General features: G+C 69.4%; 32 protein-coding genes and 1 tRNA gene. 10 read left to right on the top strand and 23 right to left on the bottom strand.

Annotated features, from left to right (window positions below):
* Window positions 1–2 precede the first annotated feature (2 nt).
* The 12 genes from NKG96_RS13495 to NKG96_RS13440 are packed head-to-tail and all read right to left on the bottom strand — an operon-like array spanning window position 3 to window position 6,979.
* Complete coding sequence (locus NKG96_RS13495; RefSeq protein WP_254535502.1) at window positions 3–401, bottom strand: 50S ribosomal protein L14; 399 nt, start codon at window positions 399–401, stop codon at window positions 3–5.
* Window positions 401–829, bottom strand: coding sequence for a 30S ribosomal protein S17 (locus tag NKG96_RS13490; RefSeq protein WP_368409260.1), 429 nt, complete (start codon window positions 827–829; stop codon window positions 401–403). Before NKG96_RS13490 ends, NKG96_RS13495 begins: the two co-directional genes overlap by 1 nt.
* On the bottom strand, window positions 820–1,128 hold the full coding sequence (locus NKG96_RS13485; RefSeq protein WP_254535501.1) for a ribonuclease P protein component 1: 309 nt from the start codon (window positions 1,126–1,128) through the stop codon (window positions 820–822). Before NKG96_RS13485 ends, NKG96_RS13490 begins: the two co-directional genes overlap by 10 nt.
* 1 nt (window position 1,129) lies before the next feature.
* Window positions 1,130–1,348, bottom strand: coding sequence for a 50S ribosomal protein L29 (rpmC, locus tag NKG96_RS13480; RefSeq protein WP_254535500.1), 219 nt, complete (start codon window positions 1,346–1,348; stop codon window positions 1,130–1,132).
* On the bottom strand, window positions 1,348–2,418 hold the full coding sequence (locus tag NKG96_RS13475) for a 30S ribosomal protein S3 (protein ID WP_254535499.1): 1,071 nt from the start codon (window positions 2,416–2,418) through the stop codon (window positions 1,348–1,350). Before NKG96_RS13475 ends, rpmC begins: the two co-directional genes overlap by 1 nt.
* Window positions 2,418–2,879 (bottom strand): 50S ribosomal protein L22, encoded by a 462-nt coding sequence (locus NKG96_RS13470; protein ID WP_254535498.1) that lies wholly within the window; start codon window positions 2,877–2,879, stop codon window positions 2,418–2,420. Before NKG96_RS13470 ends, NKG96_RS13475 begins: the two co-directional genes overlap by 1 nt.
* A gap of 1 nt (window position 2,880) precedes the next feature.
* Complete coding sequence (locus NKG96_RS13465) at window positions 2,881–3,309, bottom strand: 30S ribosomal protein S19 (RefSeq protein ID WP_254535497.1); 429 nt, start codon at window positions 3,307–3,309, stop codon at window positions 2,881–2,883.
* Window positions 3,306–4,040 (bottom strand): 50S ribosomal protein L2, encoded by a 735-nt coding sequence (locus tag NKG96_RS13460; protein ID WP_254535496.1) that lies wholly within the window; start codon window positions 4,038–4,040, stop codon window positions 3,306–3,308. The genes NKG96_RS13465 and NKG96_RS13460 overlap by 4 nt, the downstream gene beginning before the upstream one ends.
* A gap of 1 nt (window position 4,041) precedes the next feature.
* Window positions 4,042–4,293 (bottom strand): 50S ribosomal protein L23, encoded by a 252-nt coding sequence (locus NKG96_RS13455; protein ID WP_368409259.1) that lies wholly within the window; start codon window positions 4,291–4,293, stop codon window positions 4,042–4,044.
* Window positions 4,294–4,351: 58 nt separating this feature from the next.
* A complete protein-coding gene (gene rpl4p, locus NKG96_RS13450; protein ID WP_254535495.1) occupies window positions 4,352–5,095 on the bottom strand; it encodes a 50S ribosomal protein L4 in 744 nt (247 codons plus the stop codon).
* Entirely contained in the window at window positions 5,092–6,099 is a 1,008-nt protein-coding gene (locus NKG96_RS13445; RefSeq protein WP_254535494.1) for a 50S ribosomal protein L3, read from the bottom strand. The genes rpl4p and NKG96_RS13445 overlap by 4 nt, the downstream gene beginning before the upstream one ends.
* A 4-nt stretch (window positions 6,100–6,103) precedes the next feature.
* A complete protein-coding gene (locus tag NKG96_RS13440) occupies window positions 6,104–6,979 on the bottom strand; it encodes a putative RNA uridine N3 methyltransferase (protein WP_254535493.1) in 876 nt (291 codons plus the stop codon).
* Window positions 6,980–7,183: 204 nt separating this feature from the next.
* Between NKG96_RS13440 and NKG96_RS13435 the strand changes: the two genes are divergently transcribed.
* Both NKG96_RS13435 and NKG96_RS13430 read left to right on the top strand, forming a co-directional pair.
* Window positions 7,184–7,254: transfer RNA gene (locus NKG96_RS13435), tRNA-Gly, on the top strand.
* Window positions 7,255–7,638: 384 nt separating this feature from the next.
* Entirely contained in the window at window positions 7,639–7,809 is a 171-nt protein-coding gene (locus NKG96_RS13430; protein ID WP_254535492.1) for a hypothetical protein, read from the top strand.
* Window positions 7,810–7,815: 6 nt separating this feature from the next.
* On the opposite strand, the gene NKG96_RS13425 is transcribed toward NKG96_RS13430, so the two are convergent.
* Entirely contained in the window at window positions 7,816–8,022 is a 207-nt protein-coding gene (locus tag NKG96_RS13425) for a hypothetical protein (protein WP_254535491.1), read from the bottom strand.
* A 137-nt stretch (window positions 8,023–8,159) separates the two neighbouring features.
* On the opposite strand from NKG96_RS13425, the gene NKG96_RS13420 reads away from it, so the two are divergent.
* On the top strand, window positions 8,160–8,474 hold the full coding sequence (locus tag NKG96_RS13420; RefSeq protein WP_254535490.1) for a hypothetical protein: 315 nt from the start codon (window positions 8,160–8,162) through the stop codon (window positions 8,472–8,474).
* Window positions 8,475–9,093: 619 nt separating this feature from the next.
* Entirely contained in the window at window positions 9,094–9,870 is a 777-nt protein-coding gene (locus NKG96_RS13415; RefSeq protein WP_254535489.1) for a helix-turn-helix transcriptional regulator, read from the top strand.
* Window positions 9,871–9,883: 13 nt separating this feature from the next.
* Here NKG96_RS13415 and NKG96_RS13410 read toward each other — a convergent pair whose 3' ends face one another.
* Genes NKG96_RS13410 through NKG96_RS13400 form a run of 3 tightly spaced genes read right to left on the bottom strand, consistent with a single transcriptional unit; the run spans window position 9,884 to window position 11,872 of the window.
* A complete protein-coding gene (locus NKG96_RS13410; protein WP_254535488.1) occupies window positions 9,884–10,678 on the bottom strand; it encodes a helix-turn-helix transcriptional regulator in 795 nt (264 codons plus the stop codon).
* A 27-nt stretch (window positions 10,679–10,705) separates the two neighbouring features.
* A complete protein-coding gene (locus tag NKG96_RS13405) occupies window positions 10,706–11,176 on the bottom strand; it encodes a hypothetical protein (protein WP_254535487.1) in 471 nt (156 codons plus the stop codon).
* A 54-nt stretch (window positions 11,177–11,230) separates the two neighbouring features.
* Window positions 11,231–11,872, bottom strand: coding sequence for a DUF7344 domain-containing protein (locus tag NKG96_RS13400; RefSeq protein ID WP_254535486.1), 642 nt, complete (start codon window positions 11,870–11,872; stop codon window positions 11,231–11,233).
* 309 nt (window positions 11,873–12,181) lie between these two features.
* On the opposite strand from NKG96_RS13400, the gene NKG96_RS13395 reads away from it, so the two are divergent.
* Window positions 12,182–13,015, top strand: a complete 834-nt coding sequence (locus NKG96_RS13395) for a GNAT family N-acetyltransferase (protein WP_254535485.1) — start codon at window positions 12,182–12,184, stop codon at window positions 13,013–13,015.
* A 12-nt stretch (window positions 13,016–13,027) separates the two neighbouring features.
* On the opposite strand, the gene NKG96_RS13390 is transcribed toward NKG96_RS13395, so the two are convergent.
* The 4 genes from NKG96_RS13390 to NKG96_RS13375 form a co-directional block, all read right to left on the bottom strand.
* Window positions 13,028–13,966 (bottom strand): hypothetical protein, encoded by a 939-nt coding sequence (locus tag NKG96_RS13390; RefSeq protein ID WP_254535484.1) that lies wholly within the window; start codon window positions 13,964–13,966, stop codon window positions 13,028–13,030.
* A 178-nt stretch (window positions 13,967–14,144) separates the two neighbouring features.
* Entirely contained in the window at window positions 14,145–15,242 is a 1,098-nt protein-coding gene (locus tag NKG96_RS13385; protein ID WP_254535483.1) for a YihY/virulence factor BrkB family protein, read from the bottom strand.
* 46 nt (window positions 15,243–15,288) lie between these two features.
* Window positions 15,289–16,131: an alpha/beta fold hydrolase gene (locus NKG96_RS13380; RefSeq protein WP_254535482.1), complete on the bottom strand. Its 843-nt coding sequence runs from the start codon at window positions 16,129–16,131 to the stop codon at window positions 15,289–15,291.
* 47 nt (window positions 16,132–16,178) lie between these two features.
* Window positions 16,179–17,075 carry a DUF4349 domain-containing protein gene (locus tag NKG96_RS13375; protein ID WP_254535481.1) on the bottom strand — a complete coding sequence of 299 codons (897 nt, stop codon included), beginning with the start codon at window positions 17,073–17,075 and terminating at the stop codon, window positions 16,179–16,181.
* A gap of 123 nt (window positions 17,076–17,198) precedes the next feature.
* Between NKG96_RS13375 and NKG96_RS13370 the strand changes: the two genes are divergently transcribed.
* From NKG96_RS13370 to NKG96_RS13360, 3 genes are read left to right on the top strand one after another with little or no spacing between them, the layout of a single operon-like run.
* Window positions 17,199–17,510, top strand: coding sequence for an MTH1187 family thiamine-binding protein (locus NKG96_RS13370; RefSeq protein ID WP_254535480.1), 312 nt, complete (start codon window positions 17,199–17,201; stop codon window positions 17,508–17,510).
* 45 nt (window positions 17,511–17,555) lie between these two features.
* A complete protein-coding gene (gpmI, locus tag NKG96_RS13365) occupies window positions 17,556–19,091 on the top strand; it encodes a 2,3-bisphosphoglycerate-independent phosphoglycerate mutase (RefSeq protein WP_254535479.1) in 1,536 nt (511 codons plus the stop codon).
* Between the two features lie 45 nt (window positions 19,092–19,136).
* Complete coding sequence (locus tag NKG96_RS13360; protein ID WP_254535478.1) at window positions 19,137–19,523, top strand: hypothetical protein; 387 nt, start codon at window positions 19,137–19,139, stop codon at window positions 19,521–19,523.
* Window positions 19,524–19,573: 50 nt separating this feature from the next.
* Here NKG96_RS13360 and NKG96_RS13355 read toward each other — a convergent pair whose 3' ends face one another.
* The 3 genes from NKG96_RS13355 to NKG96_RS13345 are packed head-to-tail and all read right to left on the bottom strand — an operon-like array spanning window position 19,574 to window position 21,628.
* On the bottom strand, window positions 19,574–19,762 hold the full coding sequence (locus NKG96_RS13355) for a DUF8143 family protein (protein WP_254535477.1): 189 nt from the start codon (window positions 19,760–19,762) through the stop codon (window positions 19,574–19,576).
* A gap of 24 nt (window positions 19,763–19,786) precedes the next feature.
* Window positions 19,787–21,346, bottom strand: a complete 1,560-nt coding sequence (locus NKG96_RS13350; protein ID WP_254535476.1) for an amidohydrolase — start codon at window positions 21,344–21,346, stop codon at window positions 19,787–19,789.
* A gap of 57 nt (window positions 21,347–21,403) precedes the next feature.
* Window positions 21,404–21,628: a hypothetical protein gene (locus NKG96_RS13345; protein WP_254535475.1), complete on the bottom strand. Its 225-nt coding sequence runs from the start codon at window positions 21,626–21,628 to the stop codon at window positions 21,404–21,406.
* 74 nt (window positions 21,629–21,702) lie between these two features.
* Here NKG96_RS13345 and NKG96_RS13340 point away from each other — a divergent pair, with 74 nt between their 5' ends.
* Together NKG96_RS13340 and hmgA are read left to right on the top strand one after the other, a co-directional pair.
* Complete coding sequence (locus tag NKG96_RS13340) at window positions 21,703–22,251, top strand: GNAT family N-acetyltransferase (RefSeq protein ID WP_254535474.1); 549 nt, start codon at window positions 21,703–21,705, stop codon at window positions 22,249–22,251.
* A gap of 31 nt (window positions 22,252–22,282) precedes the next feature.
* Window positions 22,283–23,515, top strand: a complete 1,233-nt coding sequence (gene hmgA, locus NKG96_RS13335) for a hydroxymethylglutaryl-CoA reductase (NADPH) (protein ID WP_254535473.1) — start codon at window positions 22,283–22,285, stop codon at window positions 23,513–23,515.
* Window positions 23,516–23,529: the final 14 nt, after the last annotated feature.

Genomic DNA, 23,529 nt, shown 5'->3' with positions numbered 1-23,529 from the left:
GGTTAGACGATCATGGTCGCCGTGCTGGCGATGCTCCCGAAGCGCTCTGCGACCTCGCGAGCGATGGGACCCTTGATCTCGGTCCCGCGGGGGTCCTCGTTCTCGTCGACGATGACCGCCGCGTTGTCCTCGAACTTGACGCGCGTCCCGTCCGGACGGCGGATCGACTTCCGCTGGCGGACGATGACGGCTTCGAGCACCTGACGGCGCATCTCCGGGGTCCCCTTGGTCACCGAGACGGTGACCTTGTCACCGAGTCCCGCCTTCGGGTGGCGGTTCTTGGTGCCGTGGTAGCCCGAGACGCTGATGACCTTGAGTTCGCGCGCGCCGGTGTTGTCGGCGCAGTTGATGAGCGAACCCTTCTCCAGGCCCTGGGTGACGTCGGCGTTGAGCGCCTGCATCAGTTCTCACCCTCCGTGCTGCGGTCGTCGGATGCGCCCTCGGTCACTGCACCCGAGGTGTTCTCTGCGGCCTCCGTGGAGGGGGCGGTGATGCCACCCGACACTTCGGCCTCCTCGACGAGCTCGACGACCACGTGCGATTTGGTCTTCGAGAGCGGTCGAGTCTCTGCGATACGAACCGTGTCGCCCTCCGAGAGGTCGAGACAGTCCGGGTGGTGCGCGGAGATGCGCGACCGTCGCTTCATGAGACGGTCGTACTTGGGCACCCGAACGTCGTACTCTCGCTCGACGACGACGGTCTTGTCCATGGATGTGGAGGCGACGCGCCCCTCGACCAGCTGGCCGCGCACGGAGAGCGTTCCGTGGAACGGGCAGTTGGGGTCGGAGCAGGTCTCCTCCGGTTCCGGTACGTTCAGTCCTATTGCCATCGTGAATCACCTGTGTGCTCGGTCCGTCGGGCCGGTCGCGCGACGAGTCGCTCGCCCTCGACGACGACGTACTCCGTGTCGCCGTCCTCCGAGGGGAGTTCGAACTCGAACGTCGCGACGGCCTTCGGCACCTGCACGAGCCGAGACCCCGTCTCGCCCTCGCGGGCGACCGAGAGGGTCTTGGTCGTCTCGTCGACGACCTCGCCCTCGACCCCGACGAGCGTCGGGTCCGACGACTCGACGACCCGCACGCGCAGGCCGGCGAGTTCGTGTCGAGTGAGGGTCTCGGCGGTCAGCATGCTATTCGTCGTCCTCCTCGTTGTCGCCTTCCTCGCCCTGAATCGTCTTGATCCGGGCGATGGTCCGGCGAAGCTCCGTGATGCGACCCGGATCCTCCGGGGCACCACCCGCCGCCTGCACCGCGTTGGCGTTGAGCAGTTCCGTCTCGAGCTCCTCGAGTTCGGCCTGCCGTTCGGCGGGCGTCATGTCGCGAATCTCGTCGACGTGCAGGATGGCCATTACTCCTCCACCTCCTCGTCGTCGTCGGACTCGTCGTCCGCCTCGTCGGCGGATTCGTCCTTGACGTCGGTGGTGGGGGCGTCGGCCTCCTCGTCGGCGCCGCCGGCGGACTCGTCGTCACCCTCGACCGTCTCCTCGACGGGGGCTTCCTCGGTGTCCTCGGCCTCCATCTCCTCCATGAGGTCCTCGGCCGCTGCCTCGGTGTCCTCGGAGAGTTCGCCCTCGACGGCCTCTTCGAGGTCGTCGAGTTCCTCCTCGATGTCCTCGTCGCCCTCGGGGGTCGCGATCTCCTGCTCTTCGTCGAGGACCTCCTCCTCGACGACCTCCTCTTCGGCCGTCGGGGGTGCGTCCTCGTCGACCTCCGCCTCGGTGACCGGTTCGGTCTCCTCGGCGTCGGCCTCGCCGGGTTCGGACTCGAGGAGTTCCTCGACGCCCTCGCCCTCCTCGGGCTCGACGATGAGCTCCGAGATGTCCGCGTCTTCCTGGATCCGGAAGTCGTCGGGGAGTTCGGCCTCCGGCGGGATGATCTTGACCGTCACGCCGATGGTCCCGAGTTTCATCACGGCGACGCCTTGCCCCTCGTCCACGATGGACTCGGCGGGTTCGCCGTTGTGCTTGATGTAGCCCCGGTTGAACTTCTCGACGCGCGAGCGCGCGCCCGTGACCTTCCCGCTCAGGACGATCTCGGCGCCCAGCGCGCCGGCGTCCATGATGCGGTCGATGGTCGTGTGACCCGCCTTGCGGAAGTACCAGCCACGCTCCAGTGCGTTGGCCAGTCGGTCCGCGACGATCTGTGCGTTGAGGTCGGGTTCGTCGACCTCCTGCACGTCGATCTGCGGGTCGTCCAGGTCGAAGCGGCTCTCCAGTTCGGACGTGATCTTGCGGATGTTCTTCCCGCCCTTGCCGATGACCATCCCGGGCTTCTCGGCCTTGAGGACGATCTGAACGCCCATCGGGGTCTTGGCGACCTCCATGCCGCCGTAGCCCGCGCGGGCGAGTTCGTCGCCGAAGAACTCGTCGATCTGGGTCCGCTGCAGACCGTTCTCGATGAACTCGTGTTCGTCGGCCATCAGTTCTCGACCTCCTGGAGGATCATCTCGACGTCCACCTGCGGCGTGTTCCACGCCGTCGCGCGACCGAACGCGCGGGGCTTTCGCCCGGGGGACTCGCCGACCTTGTGGGCGGCGACGTGCATGATCTCCATCGAGTCGCCGTCGAACCCCTGGTGGTCGGCGTTCGAGACGACGTTCTCGATGAGGTCGAGGAACGCCTTCGTCGCCTTCTCGGGGTACCGTCCGGCGTCCCAGCCGTCGATGTCGGAGCGGTGTCCGACGCCGGAGTTGTGGGACTTGAACGGGACCGAGCGCTCGCCGTCGAGCACCGCTTCGAGGTACTCGACTGCGTCCGCCGTGGTCATCCCCTTGATGGCGCGGGCGATCTCCTTGCTGTGCTTGTGGGACATGTGACGCTCCCGGAGCATGGCTTTCGCCGTCGTGTCCGGGTCGGCGTCGACGCTGTAACTGATTCCCATATTATTTGAGTGGGACGAACTTCGAGGAGCGCGTCGCCCCGATGCCCGCCTGACCGTGCTCGACGGACGTGCGCGTGAGGACGAACTCGCCGAGGTAGTGCCCGAGCATCTCGGGCTCGATTCGGACGCGTTCGAACTCCTGCCCACTGTAGACGGCGAACGTCTTCTCGACGAACGCCGGAACGACGGGCATGTCGCGCAGGTGCGTGCGAATCGGATTGTTCGCGGACGTCTGCGCGTCGCGCTTGTCAGCCTTCTCGAGCAGTTTCTCCTGCTCTGCGGTCAGGCCGCGCTCGATGGTTCGCCGCTTGCGGGCGGGAAGCAGTTCCGCGAACTCCGCGAGGTCCATCTCGCGCAGTTCCTCCAGGGTGTGGCCGCGGTACGTGAACTCCTCGTCCTTGTCGCGACCGAGCTGGTAGTCCGTGCTCATTTGTCCCTTCCTCCTTTACCCCCGCGGCCGGTCCGGCGGGACGCGATGTCACCGACCTTCCGGCCGGGCGGGGCGTTTCGCGAGACGCTCTTCGGCTTGCCGGGGTGCTGGCGGCCGCCGCCACCGAACGGGTGGTCGACGGCGTTCATCGCCACACCGCGGACGCGCGGCCACTTCGTCCCGCGGGCGCGCATCTTGTGGTGCTTGTTCCCGGCCTTGACGAACGGCTTCTCCGTCCGACCGCCACCGGCGACGACGCCGATGGTCGCCCGGCAGTCCGGGCTGAGGCGGCGAATCTCGCCGCTCGGTAGCTGGACGACCGCGGCCTTGCGGTCGTGGGTCAGCAGCGTGGCCGAAACGCCCGACGAACGGGCGAACTTCCCGCCGTCGCCGGGCTGGCGCTCGACGTTACAGACGGGGACGCCCTCGGGGATCTCCCGCAGTGGGAGCGTGTTCCCGCGAGCGATTTCGGCGCTCACGCCGACCTGAATCTGGTCGCCGACCGCGATGCCCTCGGGCGCGAGGACGAGACGCTGGTCGCCGTCGTCGAACTCGACCGCGGCGACGGGCGCGCTGCGGGCGGGGTCGTGTTCGATGTCCACGACGGTCCCGCTGACCACGTCGGCGTCCTCGACGTTCCGGTGGGACAGGTTAGCCTTGTAGCGGTGCGACGGTGCACGGAACGTCGGCGTCCCGCGACCACGTCGCTGGCCCTGGATTCGGCGTCCCATCTCAGAACACCCCGATGCGGGAGGCCACTTCCTGTGCGTCGTCGTCCTCCGACAGGCGCACGGTGGCCTTCTTGGTCCCTCTCGGCGTGACCTGCGTGTTCACGCTGACGATGCTGATGTCGAACTGCTCTTCCAACGCCTCCCGAATCTCGGGCTTGTGGGCGTCGGCGGCGACGACGAACTCGAGTTTGTTCTCGAAGTCCATGCCGTTCATCGCCTTCTCCGTGACGTTGGGGTACTTGATGATGCTCATCAGTTCTCACCTCCGGTGGACGTGATGAGTAGAGAGCGCGCGGAGCGTGCTCGCGTACTCATCGGTTTGCGACCTCCTCGAGTGCAGACTCGGTGAAGACGGTCAGGCGACCCGCGTGGGTGCCCGGCGCGAGGTCCTCCGCGTTGACCTCGCGTGCGGTGGCGACGTCGACCCCCGCGAGGTTGCGGGCGGCCTTCGACGGCTCGCCGCTGGTCACGAAGAGGATGGACTTGGGGCGCTTGTACTTGCGGCCGCGGGTCGTCCCGCGCCCAGCACGTACCTTCTTTCCGTCGTCCGCGCGCTCGATGTCGGCGTAGACGCCGAGCTCCTCGAGCAGGGAGACGACCTCCTTCGTCTTGACGAGGTCCTCGAAGTCGTCGGAGACGACCAGCGGCAGTTCGAGCTCGTCGTCGAACTGGTGGCCGCGCTCGCGGACGAGTTCGGGGTCCGCGGTGGCCGCGATGGCCGAGCGGACGGCGAGCTTGCGCTCCTTCTTGTTGACCTTCTCCGTGCGGTCCTTCTCGGCTTTCGGCGGGTGGGCGCGGCGCCCCTTCACCGTCTGGGGGACGCGGCGGCCCTGCCCGTTCTCACGGGGGACGTGGGCCATGCCGCGCCCGCTGCCGAACGATTCCGCGGGGGTCCGGAACCCGGCGAAGGGGTCCGACCCGTAGTCCTGCTTGCGGTTGGCCTGGGCGGCACGAACGGCCCGCCGGATGAGGTCCGGGCGGTACGGCGTCTCGAAGACCTCCGGGAGGTCCACGTCGCCTGCCTCGCCGCCGTCCAGGTCGTGTACTCGTGTCATCCTTGGTTACTCTCCGTGGAGACGTAGCGCACCTCGGGGTCGAGGCGCGGCTGCTCGTTCGGCCGGACGGCCGGGCGGAAGCGCAGGAGGCGCTTGTCGGGCCCCGGCAGGGAGCCCTTCACGAGCATGTACGGCCCACCGACCTCGCCGTAGTTGACGAAGCCGCCCGACGGCGAGACGTCCTCGTCGCCGATGGCGATGATGCGCTTGTTGAGCTCGGTGCGCTGGTGGTAGCCGGTCTGCCCCTGCTGGGGGACCGTCGAGCGCACGCGCGAGGGGTTCCACGGGCCGAGGTTACCGATGCGGCGCCGCCAGCCCTGACGGGCGTGTTTGCCCTTGCGCTTCTGGACGCCCCAGCGCTTGACGGGACCCTGCGTCCCCTTCCCTGAGGTGACGCCGGCGACGTCGACGAACTCGCCGGCCCGGAACACGTCCGAGGCCGAGTGTTCGCCGCCCTCGCCGACGAGGTCGAAGGCGTGGTCGACGCGCTCTTGCAGCGACCCGCCGCCGACGCGCGTCTCCATCACGTCCGGTTTCTTCTTCGGGATGCCGGGCACCTCGCTCGGGACGGTGTGCGTGATGAGACGCACGTCCCCGAGGTCGCCGGATTCCGCCGCATCCCTGATGAGCTGTTCCTGGCCGTCGCCCTGCTCGGGGAGGTCGATGGCCCGTTCGAGGTCCTCGTGGAACTCGTCGGTCCAGACCTCCGTCAGCGGTCGCAGGCCGTACGGCGTGTCTTCGTAGGCTCGAAGGGCCACCGCCCGCATCGGCGGGGTCTCGACGACCGTGACAGGGACGGTCTCCTCCATCCCCTCGCGGGGCGAGTTGGGCTCGTCGTTGATGAGAACGACGTGGGACATCCCGGCCTTGTAGCCGGCGAAGCCCTGAACCCCCGATTGTCCGTCGTCGTCGGGCCAGGTGCTGATCCGTGGCACCTCGCTCGACGCACGGACGCGCGGGCTAAAGCCCATCGAGCCTTTGCGTGGTCTGCTTGGTTGTGGCATTGTGTTACTCCAGGTTGAGCGGCGAGAGCGTGGCGAACAGAGCCTCCTCCGTTCGTATCACCTCGCTGCCCTGGTGTGGAACCGTATTCAGCCAGAGGTCGAACCCATCTGTGGGTTCGTCAGACCGCGGTGTCGCGGTTGCGTCGTCGCTGGCGTCGTCCCCTGTCGGTGCGGACACCGACTCCGGGGTGACGCCGAGTATCTCCGGCAACCCGCGCTCGGGGGCCCCGAACGTCGCGGTGAACCCGTCGCGCACGCGCGGAGCGAGTTCGCCCAGTCGCGCGACGCTCAACGGCTCACCGTGACGCGACGCGGCGATTCGGACGCCCGCGTCGGGCCACGAGAGCGCAGTCGCCAACTCCGCCTCCCGCACCGACACGCCCGGAACGGGCGCGTCCACGATGCGAGCGCGGAGCGGTTCTCGCGAAGATACCCTGATGGTAACGCGCTCTCCCTCCTCGACCACCATCTCCGGTGGGACGTTGAGGGAGATTGGGTGTTGCATGCCGCAATTGACCCGGACGCGCCCGTCAGGTCCGACCTCGGTCACGATTCCCTGTCTTAACGACCCCGAATCGTCCGATCCGGAGCCGGTCTCCGTGACAGCACGGAGCGGCGGCAGCACGCCGACGTACTCTAGCTCGTCGCGCCGACCCCACGCGTCCTTTCGGAGGTAGGGTGGTGTGGCCGCGTAGGCCAACACGGTGCGAACGAACCCGCCGCCCCACCTGCGTTCGCCATCCCGGTCGGGATAGACGACGAGGCGGTCGACCCGGAATATCGTCGCCGCGCGGGCGACGTAGCCCAACTTGCGTGTGGCCTCCCGTTTGTCACGGGACTCCCGGACCAGCGACGACGGCACGAGTACGGTTCGTGTCATGCCGTAACGCTTCCTCGCTGTACACGAGACTGTGCCGCTTCTTTCCGACGCGCCCGTAAAAGGGTAGCGTTCCGCTACTCGACTGAGAGGGCCTCACACGAGGGTTCCTGGTGCGAGAGTGTCCCATGCGACGAGGGGACGAAGAGGGCACGACTCCGGTACGTTTTTATTCCTCACCACCCTCGAATCGAATGCGAAGGACGCGCACTGATAGTGTAGTGGTATCACGTGACCTTGCCATGGTCACAACCTGGGTTCAAATCCCAGTCAGTGCACTTCTCTCAAACCCACCCGACGCGGAGTTCCATCTCCGCGTCACTCACGGGTTTGTGTGTCTGCACTCTGGATTTGAACAGCGAGCGAACGCAGTGAGCGAGTGAGTTCAAATCCCAGTCAGTGCACTTCTCCGACTTCACGACCGCGCCGAGTTTCATCTCGGCGCGGAACGCTGTCACGACTACGTGTACTCTGGATTTGAAGCAGGGAGCGACTGGAAGGAGCGACCGAGGTTCAAATCCCAGTCAGTGCACTTCTCTCGAAACAACTCGCCAAGCGGCGCATATCGGTTTCTTCGCGTGCACGCGCCCCCGCGAGAGGAGCGCACCGCACCCGCACAGTCAGGCCCAGCGTTCACCTGTCTCCCGCGTCTCCCCTCTCGTATGGCACAACTCGTCCAGCGGATGGCGACGGCGATAGACGACATGTGGCGGTCCATCTGGCACGACTCCAGTACGGCCGAGAAGGTACTCGTCGCCGTCTTCCTCCTCGTGACGGGGCTTGCGATACCCGTAATCCCCATCGTCTGGATCGCTCGGTTCGTCGCCCGGTAGGCCGAACTACTGGCTCACCGCGTCCGTCGGAACCGCGTAGGGCTGGCCACAGCCGTGTATCTCCAGCGTGCAGTCGGGACAGGCGGTGTGCTTCCGGCGGCGGTGGGCCACCGACTGCCGCCCGCGGTCCGGGTCGGCCTCCAGTCGCTCGCGCAGGTCGTCGGGCAGTTCCGCGAACGGGACGAGGTCGTCGCCGCAGTTCGGACAGTCCATACGCCCGCGTGGGGCGCGTCGAGGAAAAGCGGTCGTGGTCGGAGGCGCTCCGAGGGGCGGGTTACTGCTGGTCCTCGCCCACCGCCTCGAGGAGCGACGTGAGCGGGATGCCGTCGACTATCCCGAGGTCGACGACGATGCCGACGTTCCCGGTCAGCGTGGCCGCGAGGCCGCCGTCGGTCGAGACGGCGAGGAAGACGGCGGGTCGGTCCCCCGTCGCCGGCGTCCGCGACGCCGTCCACGCCGTCCATCGAGACAGTCCAGGTGCGGGACTCCGACTCGACGACCATGCTCGGTCGGGTGGGCACCTCGATGACGTGGACGTCGAAGTGGCGGACCTGTCCGCCCGCCGCGGGTTCGTCGGGGACGGTCCCGGTAGCTGGGCTGAACGGGTCCTCGGTGCGGAGAACTGGCCCGCGCCGAACACCGACGGGGCGACACCCCGGCCTTGAGGACGTCGCGTCGTGACGTCTCCAGGCCCTCTAGCGCCCCCTCCTTCGATCCGGGGGCGTACTGACTCGTCGGAAGCGACGCCCTCTCGTCGGGGGAATCTTCGCTACTCATCCGACACCTGCCGTCGGCCGGTCACGGGCCGGCGGATCCGCGGACGAACCCGTCGTACAGTTCTCTGGACTGTCATCGAGTGAGGAGCCAACTCATCGTCAGTTAGCTATTAACGGTGTTGGGGATTCTAACGGTAGCCTGAGATACTTTTTAATATGTCTAATGTCTTATCCTCGGCGACGCGCTCGACGGGTGGTTCGCTCGAGCCGTCGAGCACCCGTCTAACGACCGATTCAGCGCCGTAATCGTCCTGTTATTTTGCAGAGAGGTCGGCGGTAGCGCTCGTCCCCGATCCCCGGAGGACACTCGCGACGAACCGGATATCAGATGGAATTGAGGAACCGTTTAGTCCCCCGCCACGTCGTCTGACGACCTCTCGGGGTCTGGTTCTCGGGAGGACGACTCCCCATTCCCAAGGCCCGACGGTCGGTGTTCGTTTCGACCGACACGTCCCGAAACGCGGCGGTACAGCTATCTGTCGCGCGACGAACGCGTCGTCCACAGACGATGTCGAACTCCGACGTGGCGCGCGCCGTCGTCCGGACCGTCCGTCGCCGCGAGGCCCTCGTCGAGTGTCTCCTCGACGGACGACGCGACAAACGACAGCTCACGACCGACCTCGGCGTCTCGCGGTCGACCGTCGATCGTGGAATCCGTGATCTGGAGCGACACGGCCTCGTCGACTACGAGGACGGCGAATACGGCCTCACGCCGCTGGGCCGAACGGTCGCGGACGGCTACTCGGTCTTCGTCGAGCGAGTAGCCGTCGCGGAGCGACTGGAACCGTTCCTCAGCGTCGCGCCCCCGGCGCTCGACGTCGACCCCCTCCACCTCTCGGACGCCACCCTCGCCGTCTCGAAGCCGAGCGACCCGCACGCGATGATCAACCTGCACGTCGAACGGCTCCGTGAGACCGACGACCACCGCCTGCTCCTGCCCGTGACGGGCCTCCACGCCTACGAGGTCGGCCACGAGACGGTCGTCGACGGCGGCGCGCGGGCAGAGTCGGTGGTCACGCCGGGGGTCGCAGACCTCTACCGGGGCGACACCCCGTACCGCCCGCTGTACGAGGCGATGACCGCGACCGGCCGGTACGAGTGTCGTGTTACCGAGGAGCCGATTCCGTTCTACCTCGGCGTCCTCGACGACACCGTCCAGGTCGGCGTCACCCGGGAAAACGAACCGCACGCGGTCTTGGAGACGCGGAACCCCGCGGTCAGGCGGTGGGCGAAGGCGACCTATCGGGAGTTCCGTGAGTCGGCCCGACCGCTCGGGACCGAGTGAGGTATCGCCCGACTCAGAATTCGATGGGTTCGGCGACCTCGCGGTACTCCCGGTAGGTTTCCTCGGCCCACTCGCGGGCGGCGGGCGAGTCGGACTCGAGCATGGCCCGCGGTTCGTCGCTGTCGTGGACGATTATCTGGACCACTTCCTCGTCAAAGACGTGGACCGCGTACGGGACGTGCGTCCCTCGTGGCGTGACGAGCAGTCGAAACCGCTCGCTCTCGATCATCTTCCCCATGGTGTCGGCGTATCCAGAAGACCGCTGCGTCGCAGCCACATCGTGGGTCACCACTAGCTCGGCCCGTGCGCCGTTCTCGAGGACGGCTTCGCCGCCCGCCTCCGTCGCGTGCTGACCGGTCGCGGGGATGACGCCGCGATAGGTGTCCATCTCCCGTATCGTCTCGACGTGCCGGTTGATGGGCGCGTAGGGGTCTCCCGGTCGCGGCACGTACACGTCGGCGTCCGCGAGCAGTCGCGGGTCGACGTCGAAGTCCTCTGGCGACACCCACCGGTAGATGGGTTCGAGCCTCCAGCTCACGTCGATGGTCTCTTCGAGCCGTGCGTACGCCTCCGCGACGACTTCCCCGAACGGGGCCACCGCGTACGCCCCGTCGACGAACTCGACGATTCCGGCGGTCTCGAGTTCCCGCATCGCGCGGTCCACGGTCGACCGCGAGACCCCCAGTTCGTCGGTCATCGCCCGCTTCTCCAGCGGTCGCTCGCGGAGACACCTCACGAACTCGTGTCTACGGACGAGCAGGTCGATGGTCTCCTCGACCCCCGCGGTCGCTCCCTCTCGGCGGCTCATGGGTCTATGTGAGTCAGACGCACGATATTACTGACTGATATTTTCACCGGCGTGAGCCGATGTACGAACGTGGGCATCGGCGGCCGTCAGGGGGTGGAGTCGCCCCCCGACCGCGGCCACACGGAGGACGACCCGGCCGACGAGTCGGTCGCCCGGGACCGTCGCCCGCTCTCCACCCGCCGTCCGGAACCTGATTCGGCCCTCGCGGCCGAGCACGGCTTCGACCCTGGCCGTCGCTACCCGCGCGTCGCCGTCGGCCCCGGCGACCCGGTACGCGATGGAGTCGCCGACGTGGACGGCCTCGGGCGGGACCCGGTCGACGAGGACCACGTCGGCCACGTCGACGCCCGGTCCGCTCCCGGGTCGCACGAGGTACCCCTCGTCGACCCCGAAGGCCTCCGGGACGGCCACGCCGACGAGTGGGAGGGCGACGGCCACCACCACCAGGAGCGCGCCGAGTTCGAGCGTCCGCCGGCGCGTCCGTCGTCGAACGCCCATCCATCCACCCGGCGGGTCACCGCTTCGGACTCGGTCTCGGCGGGGCCGGGCGAGTCATCGCCTGACCTCCGGCGGGGGACCGTCCGCGCCGAGTCGGCGCTGTCGACTGTGGTAGCCGTGTCCCACCGCGGAGGCACCGACCACCGCGACGACGACCGCCGCCCACCCCAGCGGGGGAACGAGGCCGAACGGCGGGACGCCGGCCCACGCGAGTCCCACGACGACCCCGCAGAGCACGGACAGTCCGAGGTAGTAGCCGCTCCACGGGAGGTCACCGCCCGCGACGACGTCGAGATAGCACTCGAGGTCCGACGCGGCGGGGGCGGGACGGACCCGCCCGAGGCGGGCGTCGTACTCGACGACGCCCACGTCGTCCATCTTCGGCAGGTGGAACTGGTGGAGCGCCGTCTTGACCCGTTTTCGCTCCCGCCGGTCGAGGTCCCGGACCGCCGAGTCGTACTCCCACGCGGCGACCTGTTCGGCCAGGTCCCGCAGTTCGACCGTCCCGCCTCGCTGTTTCAGGTAGTGGAGCGCGTATCGCCGCCGCCGGTTGCTGAGCAGGTCGAACAGGTCGTCCTCGTCCGGTTCTTCTGCCGCGTCCGCCGCCTCCGTCGTCTCCGTCTCCGCGACGTCGCTCTCGTCCACCTCCCCCGGCGACGCCGTGACCACCGGGTCCGCGCTCCGGGTCTGGCTCATCGTCCGACCCCGCCCCCCTCCGCCCCCGGTCCGCGGTCGGTCCGTCCCCCGTCGGTCGCCCCTCGCTGTCCCCCGAACATGACTGACAGCGAGGACGAAAGCGGCTTTACCTCACCCATCGGGACGATGCCCGCGAGCTGAGAACTCCTACTTACCTCTTTCCCCGCGTTCGGGCCGATTCTCGTGGCGGCCGCCACCCGGTCGGGGGAGGCCTGCAATTGCAGGGGCCTCCCCTATCCGTCCGACGCGTCTACGCCACGATGTACTGCGACCGTCGAACCACGAGTCGCAACTCACCGTACCTCTACCATGACCGACACCACAACAGTCAGAGAGCCGTCCGACGGAGACGTAGCGCGCATCCGAGAGATCGCCGACAGCACCCTGACGGCGTCGTACGCCCTGAGCCCGCAGCAACTCGACGGCATCGTCGAGGCGCGGTTCGGCGAGGACCAGATCCGCGAGTGGATCGGCCGGGACGACGTCGTCGCCCTCGTCGCCGAGGTGGAGGGGCCGGACGGCGACCGGCGCGTCGCCGGCGTCGTCGAGGGGACCGTCGACGGCGACACCGGGACCGTCCGGTGGCTGTTCGTCGACCCGGAACTGCAGGGGCGCGGGGCGGGGACGGCGCTGTTCGAGGCCGTCCGGGAGCACCTGCGCGACAGGGGCGTCGACCGCGTGCGCGCCAACACGCTGGAGGCGAACACCGAAGGTCACCAGTTCTTCGAGTCCTTCGACTTCGAGCAGGTGAGCGAACGCGACCTCACCATCGGCGAGGAGGAGTTCGTCGAGTACGTCTACGGCGAGGCCGACGAGGAGGCCGAGACGGACGCCGACACCGACGCGAGGGACGACGAGACCACCTCGTTCCCCGACACCGAGCGGACCGACGGGACGCGCCGGGCGACCACCGAGGACGGCGAGACGGTGTTCGTCGACGACGAGGACGGCCGGTCGGGGACCGTGGGTGCGTTCTTCCCCGCCTACAGCGACGAGTCGTTCGATGAACGCTTCGGGTTCTACTGTAGCAACTGCGGGTCGCTCCAGACCGCGATGGACAACGAGGAGCGCGTCGAGTGCACCGAGTGCGGGAACACCCACGAACCGCGCTCGAGCGAGGCGTACGACGACGCCTACCTCTGAGTCGGCGGCCGGTCAGGGGAACAGCGTCGCGACGAAGTCACGCACGTTGAGGCCGCCGGTGACCCGGACGGTCCGCCCGTCGGCGGCGACGGCCACGTCCTCCACGTCGTCGAACGACTCGCCCGTCCCTCGGTTGTCCTCGACGAACGCCCGGACGGCGTCGGTCGGGACCGCCCGCTCGCCGTCGAAGACGTAGAGGCGGAGGAACGCCACTCGCTCCTCCTCCTCCTCCTCCGGGACCGTAAACCGCAGGCCCGAGGCGACCTGCCCCTCGAACCGGCCCGCCTCCGTGTCGCGTCCGGGGAGGCCGCTCGCGCGCGCACCGAACAGGACCGTCCCGTCTCCGAGCGACCGGGTCAGCGTCCGGACGGTGGAACTCGCGTCGACGTACCGCGGCACCTCACCGGCCTGGGTCTCGACGAGTCGCTCGACGGCCGCCCGCGGGTCCGGTCCTCCCTCGGCGAACGCGAGATACGAGTCGGCGACGCCCACGACCCGGTCGCCCTCCGGCGGGAGGTAGACGCCGACGCTCTCTGTCTCGCCGACCCGCCGGAAGTCGTCGTACCCCAGTTCCGCGCGGACGTCCTCCCGGTCGTACTCCCCCTGTAGGACTACTGACGAGCGATCCGCACCGACGAACAGCAGCGAGTCCACGGCCTCGAAGTCGACGTCGACGAGGTCGAGAAATGACTCCCCGACCCGGCGCACACGCTCGTACGCGAGCGGGCCGATGTCCTCCGCGCGCTCCGCGAGGGCGGCCGGTCGCAGGAGCGTGAACCCGTAGTCCCCGACGCCGGCCTCGTCGGGCGCGTAGAGCCAGTCGGTGTACTGGGGGTCGGGGGTCGCCCCGACGAAGGGCAGGGAGCTACAGCCCGCGAGTCCACCGACTCCCACCAGCGCGCCGCCCACCCGGAGCGCCGCCCGCCGGGACAGCGCGTTCCTGTCGTCCATTCCAAACGTGAAAGCGGCCCGCGAGCAAGAGCGTTTCTCCGCGTCCACCTCGCCCGGGACCGTCGGGCGGGCCGACTGCTCGGTCGCGTCGGCTCCCGCTCGCTCGGCACACGAGGACTCCGTTCGCTCCGAACACTCCCCCTCTGCTCGCGGTTTCACCGCTCGCTCTGCGAGACGCTCACTCGCTTCGCTCCGTTCGCATCTCGCGTGGCGTCCACCGCAACTCGACCGACACCGCGTCGTCTCCGAACCCGAACTCCGGGGACTCGTCGACGGTCAGCGACTGGGGCGGGTGGAGGGCCACCTCCTCGCCGTCCACGACCACGGTGACCGACTCGGGGTCGTCGTCCAGCAGGCGGGCGAGGCGGTCCAGTTCGCGGACCAGCGTCTCCCGGTCGGCCAGCGGTCGGTCGTGGCCGCGCGGGACGCCCCCGAACACGGGGTCGATGCTCACGTCCCGACTCCGGTTCGAGAGGACGGCGTTGACCGCCACGCCGAGCAGGATGACCAGCCCCGAGAAGTAGAGCCACGTCAACAGGAGGACGACGTTGGCGACGACGTTCGAACTCGACCCCTGACTGGAGAACTCGACGTAGTACTGGAACAGCGTGGCGAACGTCGTCAGGCCGACGGCGGCGACCAGCACCCCCGGCAGCACCTCCACGACGCTCACGTCCGTGTCGGGGAAGACGTAGTACATCGGGAAGAACGTCACCGCGAGGCCGACGACGAGAATCGCCTGCCGGAGCGCGACGGCAGGGAGTCCCGCGCCGTAGACGGGGAGGCGACCGCCGACGTAGCTGGCGGCGACGATGGCCACCGCGAACGTCCCGAGGACGACGAGGCCGTCCGCGAACTGGTCGAGGGCGGTGTTCTCGGCCTCCGACTCGTAGATGTCCGAGAAGGCGGTGTCGAGACCGCGGAAGATGCGGAGCGTCCCCCACAGGAGCACGAGGCCGCCGAGCGCCGAGAGGCCCGCCGACTGCTCGGAACTCGTTATCTGCTCGACCAGCGCCGTCCCCGCCTCCTCGGTGAGCATCGCGCGGGTGAGCGAGGCGATGCCCGCCTCCAGCGAGATGCCGAACGAGGAGAAGACGGCGATGAGGAGGACGAGCAGAGGGAGCAGGGAGACGAAGGCGTGGTAGGCGATGCTGCCCGCCATGAAGGTGAGTTTCTCCGCGCGGGCCTCCCGGACGATGGCGCGGAGCACCTCCTCGATTCGTGCGAGGCGGGCGCTCCGGGCCCCCTCGTCCGACCCCGGCACGACGTCGTTCATACCACCGAGTCGTGAGATGTGGACATATAGCCGCCGCACGTCCGACTCACGCGAGCCAGTCCAGCACCTCCGCTGCGACCACGTCGGGGCGTTCGCGGTGCAGGAAGTGCCCCGCCTCCCGCACCCGCGCGACCCGGCGCTCGCCCGTGAACGCCTCGCCCGCCCCCGCGAACAGTTCGGGGCCGATGCAGCCGTCGTCGGCACCGTGGAGGACCAGCGCGCTCGTATCGAAGCGCGCTGGCGGCCCACCGGCGCGAAACGGCGGCGACTGCCGGTAGTACTCCAGGGCGGCCGTCGTACTCCCCGGCGTTCGGAGGGTGTCCCGGACCGCGTCGAGGCGCGCCTCGGGGTAATCCCACCCCGGCGACCACGTCGACCAGAGGAACTCCACCAGCGCGTAGTCGGCCATCCGCAGGAGGCGCTCGCTCCCGGGGAACTGGAAGGCCGCCATGTACCACGACCGGAGCCACTGGCGGGGATGCTCGCGGAGGCGGTGGCCGAAGTTGGGCGGGACGGCGAGTGTGACGAGCGACCCGACCGCCGAGGGGTCGAGGGCGGCCGCGACGTAACACGCCGCGGCCCCCCAGTCGTGGCCGAGGAGCACCGTCTCGTCCGTCCCGTCGAGTTCGGAGACGAGCGCGAGGGCGTCACGTCCCAGCGCGAGCGCCGAGTAGTCGCCGTCCGGGGCGCGGTCGGTGGGGCCGTAGCCCCGCATGTACGGTGCGACGGCGTGGTAGCCCGCGTCGGCCAGTCGGTTGAGGAGCGGGTCGAACGTCCCCGCGTCGTCGGGGAATCCGTGGAGGCAGAGCGCGAGTCGGCCGTCGGGGTCGCCCGCGTGGCGGTACTCGAAGGTCAACCCGTTGGCAGTCACCCTGCGCACGTCGGTCATAGCACCCAGTCGCCCGCCCGGGGCAAGAACGTTCCCGCGCGACGGACCTACCGGAACCGCCGGACCGCGAGGAGGCCGCCGACGAGCGGGAGGCCCACCACCAGCAGGTACGGGAGCGCGTACGCGAGGCCGACAACCGTCGCCCGGAGGAGCGTCCCCACCCCGCCGACCGAGGAGACGAACGCGTCGACGACCGCCGTGTCGTACCACGAGGCCTGCGGTTCGGTCGCCGGTTCGGGTCTGGGTTCGCGCAGTTCGACGGTGACCGTCGAGAGCGCGACGCGACCCTCGAGCGCCCGGAGGCGCGCTTCGAGGCGCTCGATGGTCTCCTGTACGTCGGAGAGCTTCTCGCTCACCGCGAGGACGTCCTCGGTGTCGCTCGCGTTCTCGTAGAGCGCGCGCAACCGGTCGCGCTGGGCGCGTTCGTTGGCGAGGCGGGCCTCGATGTCGACGAGTTGGTCGGTGACGTCCTCGGTGGTCGTTGTCGCCGACAGCACCTCGCCCTCGGCCGTCACCGCGTCGAAGAACGCCGTGAAGTTCTCCGACGGGACGCGGAACACGACGGTGCCCGTCGTAAACGAGTCGTTGCCCACCTCGTGGGAGCGCTCCTTCGAGTCGGCGACGAACCCGCCCATCGCCGTCGCGGCCGCCGTCAGGTTCGCCCGCGCCGCGTCGTAGTCCGAGACGTTCAGATTAGCCGTCCCGGTCCGTATCAGCGCCTGCGAGGCGGCGACCTGTCCGACTGACCCACCCGTCTCCGCCTCGCCCTGCGCGGGCGCGCCGCCGCCGTCACCGCCGCTACTCCCACTTCCGGGACCGTCTCCGGCCTGCCGTTCCTGGGCGCCGTCGCCGGCCCCGCCGTCGCCACCCATCCCCGAACAGCCGGCGAGGACCAGACAGCAGACGAGGGCCACCACCGCGAGGGTTCGACCTGTCGTGCGCATGGTCATTTCTCGTCTCGGGCTGATAAGTGTGCTACCGAGCGACAAATCGCCGTTTCACCCATCTGAGTCCTCGGGCACGCCGACCACCCCCACGGTTTTGCCCCCGACCGGCGTACCCCGTCCATGACAGTCATCGCGATGCTGAGCGTGGCGCCCGTGGTCGAAGGGAGCATGAGCGAGGAGGTGGCGAAGGCCGTCGCCGCCCTCGACGACTTCGACGTGAGCTACGAGACGAACCCGATGGGGACGGTCATCGAGGCCGACACCATCGGCGAACTCCTCGACGCGGTGGAGGCAGCCCACACCGCCGTCGACGGCGACCGGGTGAGCACGTTCCTGAAGATAGATGACAAGCGCACGAGCGACCAGCGTGCGAGGGACAAGGTCGACGCCGTCGAGAAGCACCTCGGACGGGAGGCGAAGCGGGAGCGCTGAGTCGACCTCCGAACGCTCTTTACCTCGGCCGGACTCCCCTCGACAATGAGAGCGGCCCTCGTGATTCTGGACGGGTGGGGTCTGGGCGTCGACGACGAGTACGGTCCCGGGACGGGCGGGCGCGACGCCGTGAGCGCGGCCGACACACCGACGGTCGACGACTACCGCGAGTCCGGGGCGTTCACCACCCTCTCGACGCACGGCCGATGGGTCGGCCTCCCCGACGGCCAGATGGGCAACAGCGAGGTGGGCCACCTCACCATCGGCGCCGGCCGGGTGGTGAAACAGGACTCGACGCGCATCTCCGACGCCATCGAGTCGGGCGACATCGCCGAAAACGAAGCGCTCGGGGGGGCGTTCGACCACGCCCGCGAGCACGGGGGGCAGGTTCACTTCATGGGCCTCGTCAGCGACGGCGGCGTCCACTCCCTCCAGACGCACCTCCACGCACTCGTCGAACTCGCCGCCGACCGGGGAATAGAGGCCGTCACCCACGCGTTCACCGACGGCCGGGACACCGCCCCGAAGGGCGGCACGGGCTACCTCCGCGAACTGGAGGCCGTCGCCGAGGACCACGGGACGGGGCACGTGGCGACCGTCTGCGGGCGCTACTACGCGATGGACCGCGACACGAACTGGGAGCGCACGAAACGGGCCTACGACGCCATCGTCCACCGCGAGGCACCACACGAGGCCGCGAGCGCCGTCGAGGCGGTCGAGTCGTCGTACGAACGGGGGGAGACGGACGAGTTCGTCGAACCGACGCTGGTCGCGGGCGGGCCCGCGCTGGACGATGGCGATTCGATCGTCTTCGTCAACTTCCGGTCGGACCGCGCCCGCCAACTGGTGCGAATGCTCGGCGACGTCCGCCCCGAGTGGGAGTTCGAGACCGACCCACCGGACGTCCACCTCGTGACGATGACCGAGTACGACGAGACGTTTACCTTCCCCGTCGCGTTCCCGCCGACCCAACCAGCGGACACCCTCGGTGAAGTCGTCGCCGGGCGAGGGTGGACGCAGGCCCGCCTCGCCGAGTCCGAGAAGTACGCCCACGTCACCTACTTCCTCAACGGCGGCCGGGAGGTGGAGTTCGACGGCGAACGCCGGCGCATCGTGGAGAGTCCCGACGTGCCGACCTACGACCAACAGCCCGAGATGAGCGCGCCGAAACTCACCGACACGGCCATCGAGGTGGTCGAGACCGAGGACCCGGACCTCCTCGTGCTCAACTACGCGAACGCGGACATGGTGGGTCACACGGGCGACTTCGACGCCGCCGTCGCGGCCTGTGAGGCGGTGGACGAACAGGTGGGCCGCCTCGTCCCCGCGCTCCGCGAGGCGGGCGCGGCCGTCATGTTGACCGCCGACCACGGCAACGCCGACGACATGGGGACACCCGACGACCCGCACACGGCACACACGACGAACCCCGTGCCCGCCGTCCTCCTCGGGTCCGCGGAGGGGCAGCGAGAGTACGCACTCCGCGACGACGCGGGACTGGCCGCCATCGCCCCCACCCTCCTCGAACTGCTGGACATCGAGACGCCCGAGGCGATGACCGGCGAGTCGATGCTGTCCTGATCGTCCGCCGAAACTGCCTTTCGCCCCCGGTCACACCGTGCCGACGTGTCCCGTGCAGACTGGCTGCTCGTCCCTCTCACCTTGCTGGCCGCACTCCCGGCGGCGTACCTCCTCTCGCTGTTTCTCGCACCCGACCCGACGAACACCCTCGCGTTCACGCTCGCCGTCGAGGCAGTCGTCGCCCTCCTCGTCGGTGCGGCCGTCGCGCTCGACTTCGGCGTCGGCGGACTGTGGCACGTCTCGCTGTGGTTCCTCGCGTTCGCGGCGGTGGACTTCGTCGGCATCGTCGTCGCCGACGAGGTGTTCCCCGGCGGGGGGACGGCCTCGTTCGTCACGCGAGTCGCCGCCCTCCTCCTCGGACTCGTGGCGGCCCGGGTCGCCACGCGCCGGTTCTCCCTCGAACGGGTCCGGCGGGTCGTCGACGGTCGGTAAACGCTACGCTCGGACGCACCCCCACCGTCACCCGACAGGTACTGGTCGAGTCACTCGACCCGGCGTCGGTCGTCACGTCCCTCTCGGGTGTCCTTCCGGGCGGCGCGCTCGGCGTTCTCCCAGTCGGTCGACTCGACGGTCCGCCGCGACTGCTCGTCGCGGACGAGGGCGTAGAGGACCAGCGGTGCGCCGACGGCGAAGGCGGCGAACAGCGCGAAGAGGAGGGCTTCTTCGGCCATACACCACGTCGAACGCCCGACAGGTTAGTCGTTCCGCCGGTGGACGACCCGCCCGTCGACGACGGTGTGGGTCACGTCGACGTCGCCGATTCGCTCGGAGGGCACCTCCCACGGCGACTCGGCGAGGACGGTGAAGTCGGTGCGCTTTCCCACCTCGACGGTCCCCGCCTCGTCCTCCTCGAAGGCGGCGTAGGCCGCGCCGCGGGTGTACGCCCGCAGTGCCTCGCTCACGGTGAGGCGCTGGCACTCCCCGGGCGCGGTGACGGCCTGTTCGACGCCGAGGAGGGGGTCCATCGGCATGCAGTCGCTCCCGAACGCGAGGGGCACGCCCGCGTCGAGGAGGTCCCGGTAGCGGTTGGTCGCCCGCGTCCGCTCGCGCCCGAGTCGGTCCTCGTAGAGGCCGTCCTCGCGCGCCCACTTGAGGAAGTTCGGCTGGACGGAGGCGACGACGTCGAGGTCGGCGAATCGCCCGACCGCCTCGTCGGTGAGCAGTTCGGCGTGTTCGACGCGGTGGCGTGCGCCTGCCGGGTCCGCCGTGTCGGCGTAGGCGTCGAGGACCGTCTCGATGGCGTCGTCGCCGATGGCGTGGGCGGTGAACTGCAGGCCGGCGTCGTCGGCCCGCGCGACGAACTCGCGGAGTTCGTCGGGGTCGACGACCCACTGGCCGTCCTCGTCGGTCCCCTCGTAGGGGGACGAGAGCTTCGCGGTCCGCGCCCCGAAACTCCCGTCGGTGAAGCTCTTGACCGCGCCGACGCGGACGAACCCGGTCCCGTGGTTCGTCCGCACCCCGAGGTCGACGAGCGAGTCGAGGTGGTCGGTCCAGTAGTTGAGTCGCACCCGGAGGTCGAGTTCCCCCGCGGCGTCCAGTTCCCGGTAGACCTGCGGCGCGGCGGAGTTCCGAACCATGTCGTGGACGCCCGTGACGCCGAGTTCGTGCGCCCGGTCCCGCGCGGCGACGACGAGGTCACGCATCCCTTCGGCGTCGGGGTCCGTCGCGGCGAAGACGGGGTCGACGGCCGCCTCGACGACCACGCCTGTCGCCTCGCCGCCCTCCCGTTTCACGTCGCCCTCGGGCATCGAGTCGGCGAGGCGGTCGAGGGCCACGCTGTTCAGACTCGCCGTGTGCATGTCCTCGCGGAAGGCGGCCACCGGTCTGTCCTCGCTCACCCCGTCCAGGTCCTCGCGGGTGAGGTAGCGCGACTCGTCCCACGAACTCTCGTCGTAACCGTAGCCGAGTATCCACTCGCGGTCGTCGCGGGCGGACTCGCGCAGGAGGGCCACGGCGTCGTCGGGCGACTCCGCCGTCGAGAGGTCGGCGTGGACCAGCGACCGCCCGACCATCGGCAGGTGCGTGTGGGCGTCGACGAACCCCGGCAGGAGGACGCCGCCCGCGAGGTCGACCACGTCCGTCCCGACGCCTTCGAGGAAGGCCACCTCGTAGGCCGACCCGATGCGGACGATACGCCCGTCGCGGACGGCGACGGCCTCCGCGTCCGCTTCGCCCGCCTGCTCTCCGTCCCCGTCGTCTCCCGCCAGCGTGTGGACCGCCGCGTTCGTGAAGATGCGGTCCGCGGGTGCAGTCATACCGGGTGCGCGTGGCGCGTGGGCAAAAGGGTAGCCACTCCCCACGCCTCCTCCCGGCTACGCCTCCTCTCCGTCCTCGGACTCCGCGTCGCCCTCGTCGACGACGAACCGGTAGTGGTGGGGCACCATGTAGTACTCGTTGCCGCAGTGCTTCGCCATGTACGTCGTCCCGTCGATATCGAGGTTCACCTGCCACTCGACGGCCGCGCCGCACTCGGGACAGCGGGCGTCCTCCAGTGCCTCCACGAACGACACGACCGCATCGTCCTCGATTCTCACCATACCCGACCGTGACGGCGACGGGACTTCAAACCCGCTTGCGTGCGATTGATGTGCCGACTGCGCGACCCACGACCATGCCCGGACCCGCCTTCGCCGAGGGGACGCGCGTCTCCCTCCACCCCGTCGCCGACGAGGACCACGATGCGATTCAGCGCGACATGAACGACCCCGCGGTTCGCATCCCCGGCGGGGGACCGGCCGGCCCGTTCACCGGCGAGGACGTCGCGTCTTTCCTCGACGGGTTCGGCGAGGGCGGGGACGTCGCCCTCGTCGCCGTGAGGGAGGGCGAGTACGCCGGCCTGCTCACCCTCCGGACGGACTCCCAGACCGAGGTGGGCACTCTCGGCGTGTGGGTCACGCCCCGTGCGCAGGGCGCGGGCGTCGCCCGCGAGGCCTGTTCGCTCCTGTTCGACTGGGCGTTCGACCACCTGGGGGTACACAAGGTGGCGGCCCGGGTGTTCGCGTTCAACGACGCCTCGCGCGCCCTCGTCGACTCCCTCGGGTTGTCCGAGGAGGGCGTCCACCGCGAGGAACGCTACGCCGACGGCGCGTACCACGACGCCCACTACTTCGGCCTGCTGGCGGGCGAGTGGCGTGCCCGGCGAGGCGACGGCGATGCGTAACGGTTAGTCCCCCGCGCGCCGAGGCCCGCGTATGACCGACAGCGACGCCGACGGGACCAGCGCCGAGGCCCTCGCGGACCGCGTCCTCGACGGTGACCTCAGACTGCACGAACTCGAGGACCACGCCGACGCCGACACCGCCGCCGAGGCCCGCCGGATCCTCCTCTCCCGTGAGACGGGCGCGGACCTGGACGCCGTGGGGAACTACGCCTTCGACGCCGCGGAGGCCAACTCGAACATCGAGAACATGGTCGGGGCCGCACAGGTGCCGATGGGCGTCGTCGGGCCCGTCCCGGTGAACGGCGGGGCCGCCTCGGGCACCCACTACCTCCCGATGGCGACCACCGAGGGCGCACTCCTCGCCTCCGTCAACCGGGGCTGTTCTGCCATCCGGGCCGCCGGCGGGTCGACGGCGCGCGTCCTCAAGTCGAAGATGACCCGCGCGCCCGTCTTTCGCGTGGCCGACGTGGCCGAGGCGAGCGAGGTGGTCTCGTGGGTCCGGGCCAACGAGGAGACCCTGCGCGAGACGGCGGAGTCGACGACCAGCCACGGCGAACTGCGCGACGTCACCCCCTACGTCGTCGGGGACAACGTCTTCCTCCGGTTCGGCTACGACACGAAGGACGCGATGGGAATGAACATGGCCACCATCGCGACGCAGGCCGCCTGCGAAGTCGTGGCGGCGGAGACGCCCGCCGCCCTCGTCGCCCTCTCGGGCAACCTCTGTACGGACAAGAAACCCGCCGCAATCAACGCCATCGAGGGGCGCGGGCGCACCGTCAGCGCGGACGTCCTGCTCTCGCGCGAACAGGTCGAAGAGCGCTTCAAGACCACGCCGGAAGCCATCGCGGAGGCGAACACGCGGAAGAACCACGTCGGGTCCGCGAAGGCCGGTGCCCTCGGGTTCAACGCGCAGGCCGCGAACGTCGTCGCCGCCGCCTTCCTCGCCCTCGGACAGGACCCCGCGCAGGTCGTGGAGGGCGCAAACACCATCACCACCGCCGACGTGCGCGACGGCGACCTCTACGCGAGCGTCACGCTCGCCTCGCTCGAGGTGGGGACGGTCGGCGGCGGGACGAAACTCGCCACCCAGCGCGAGGCGCTGGACGTCCTCGGCGTCCGCGGCGGCGGCGACCCGCCCGGGACGAACGCCGACGCCCTCGCGGAAGTCATCGCCGTCGGCACGCTCGCCGGAGAACTCTCCCTGCTCGGGGCGCTCGCCGCCTCCCACCTCGCCAGCGCCCACGAGGAACTCGGGCGCTGAGCGGCCGTCCCGGC

The organism is Halomarina litorea (assembly GCF_024227715.1).
Taxonomy (GTDB): Archaea; Halobacteriota; Halobacteria; order Halobacteriales; family Haloarculaceae; genus Halomarina; species Halomarina litorea.
This window is presented reverse-complemented; position numbering and strand designations above follow the sequence as displayed.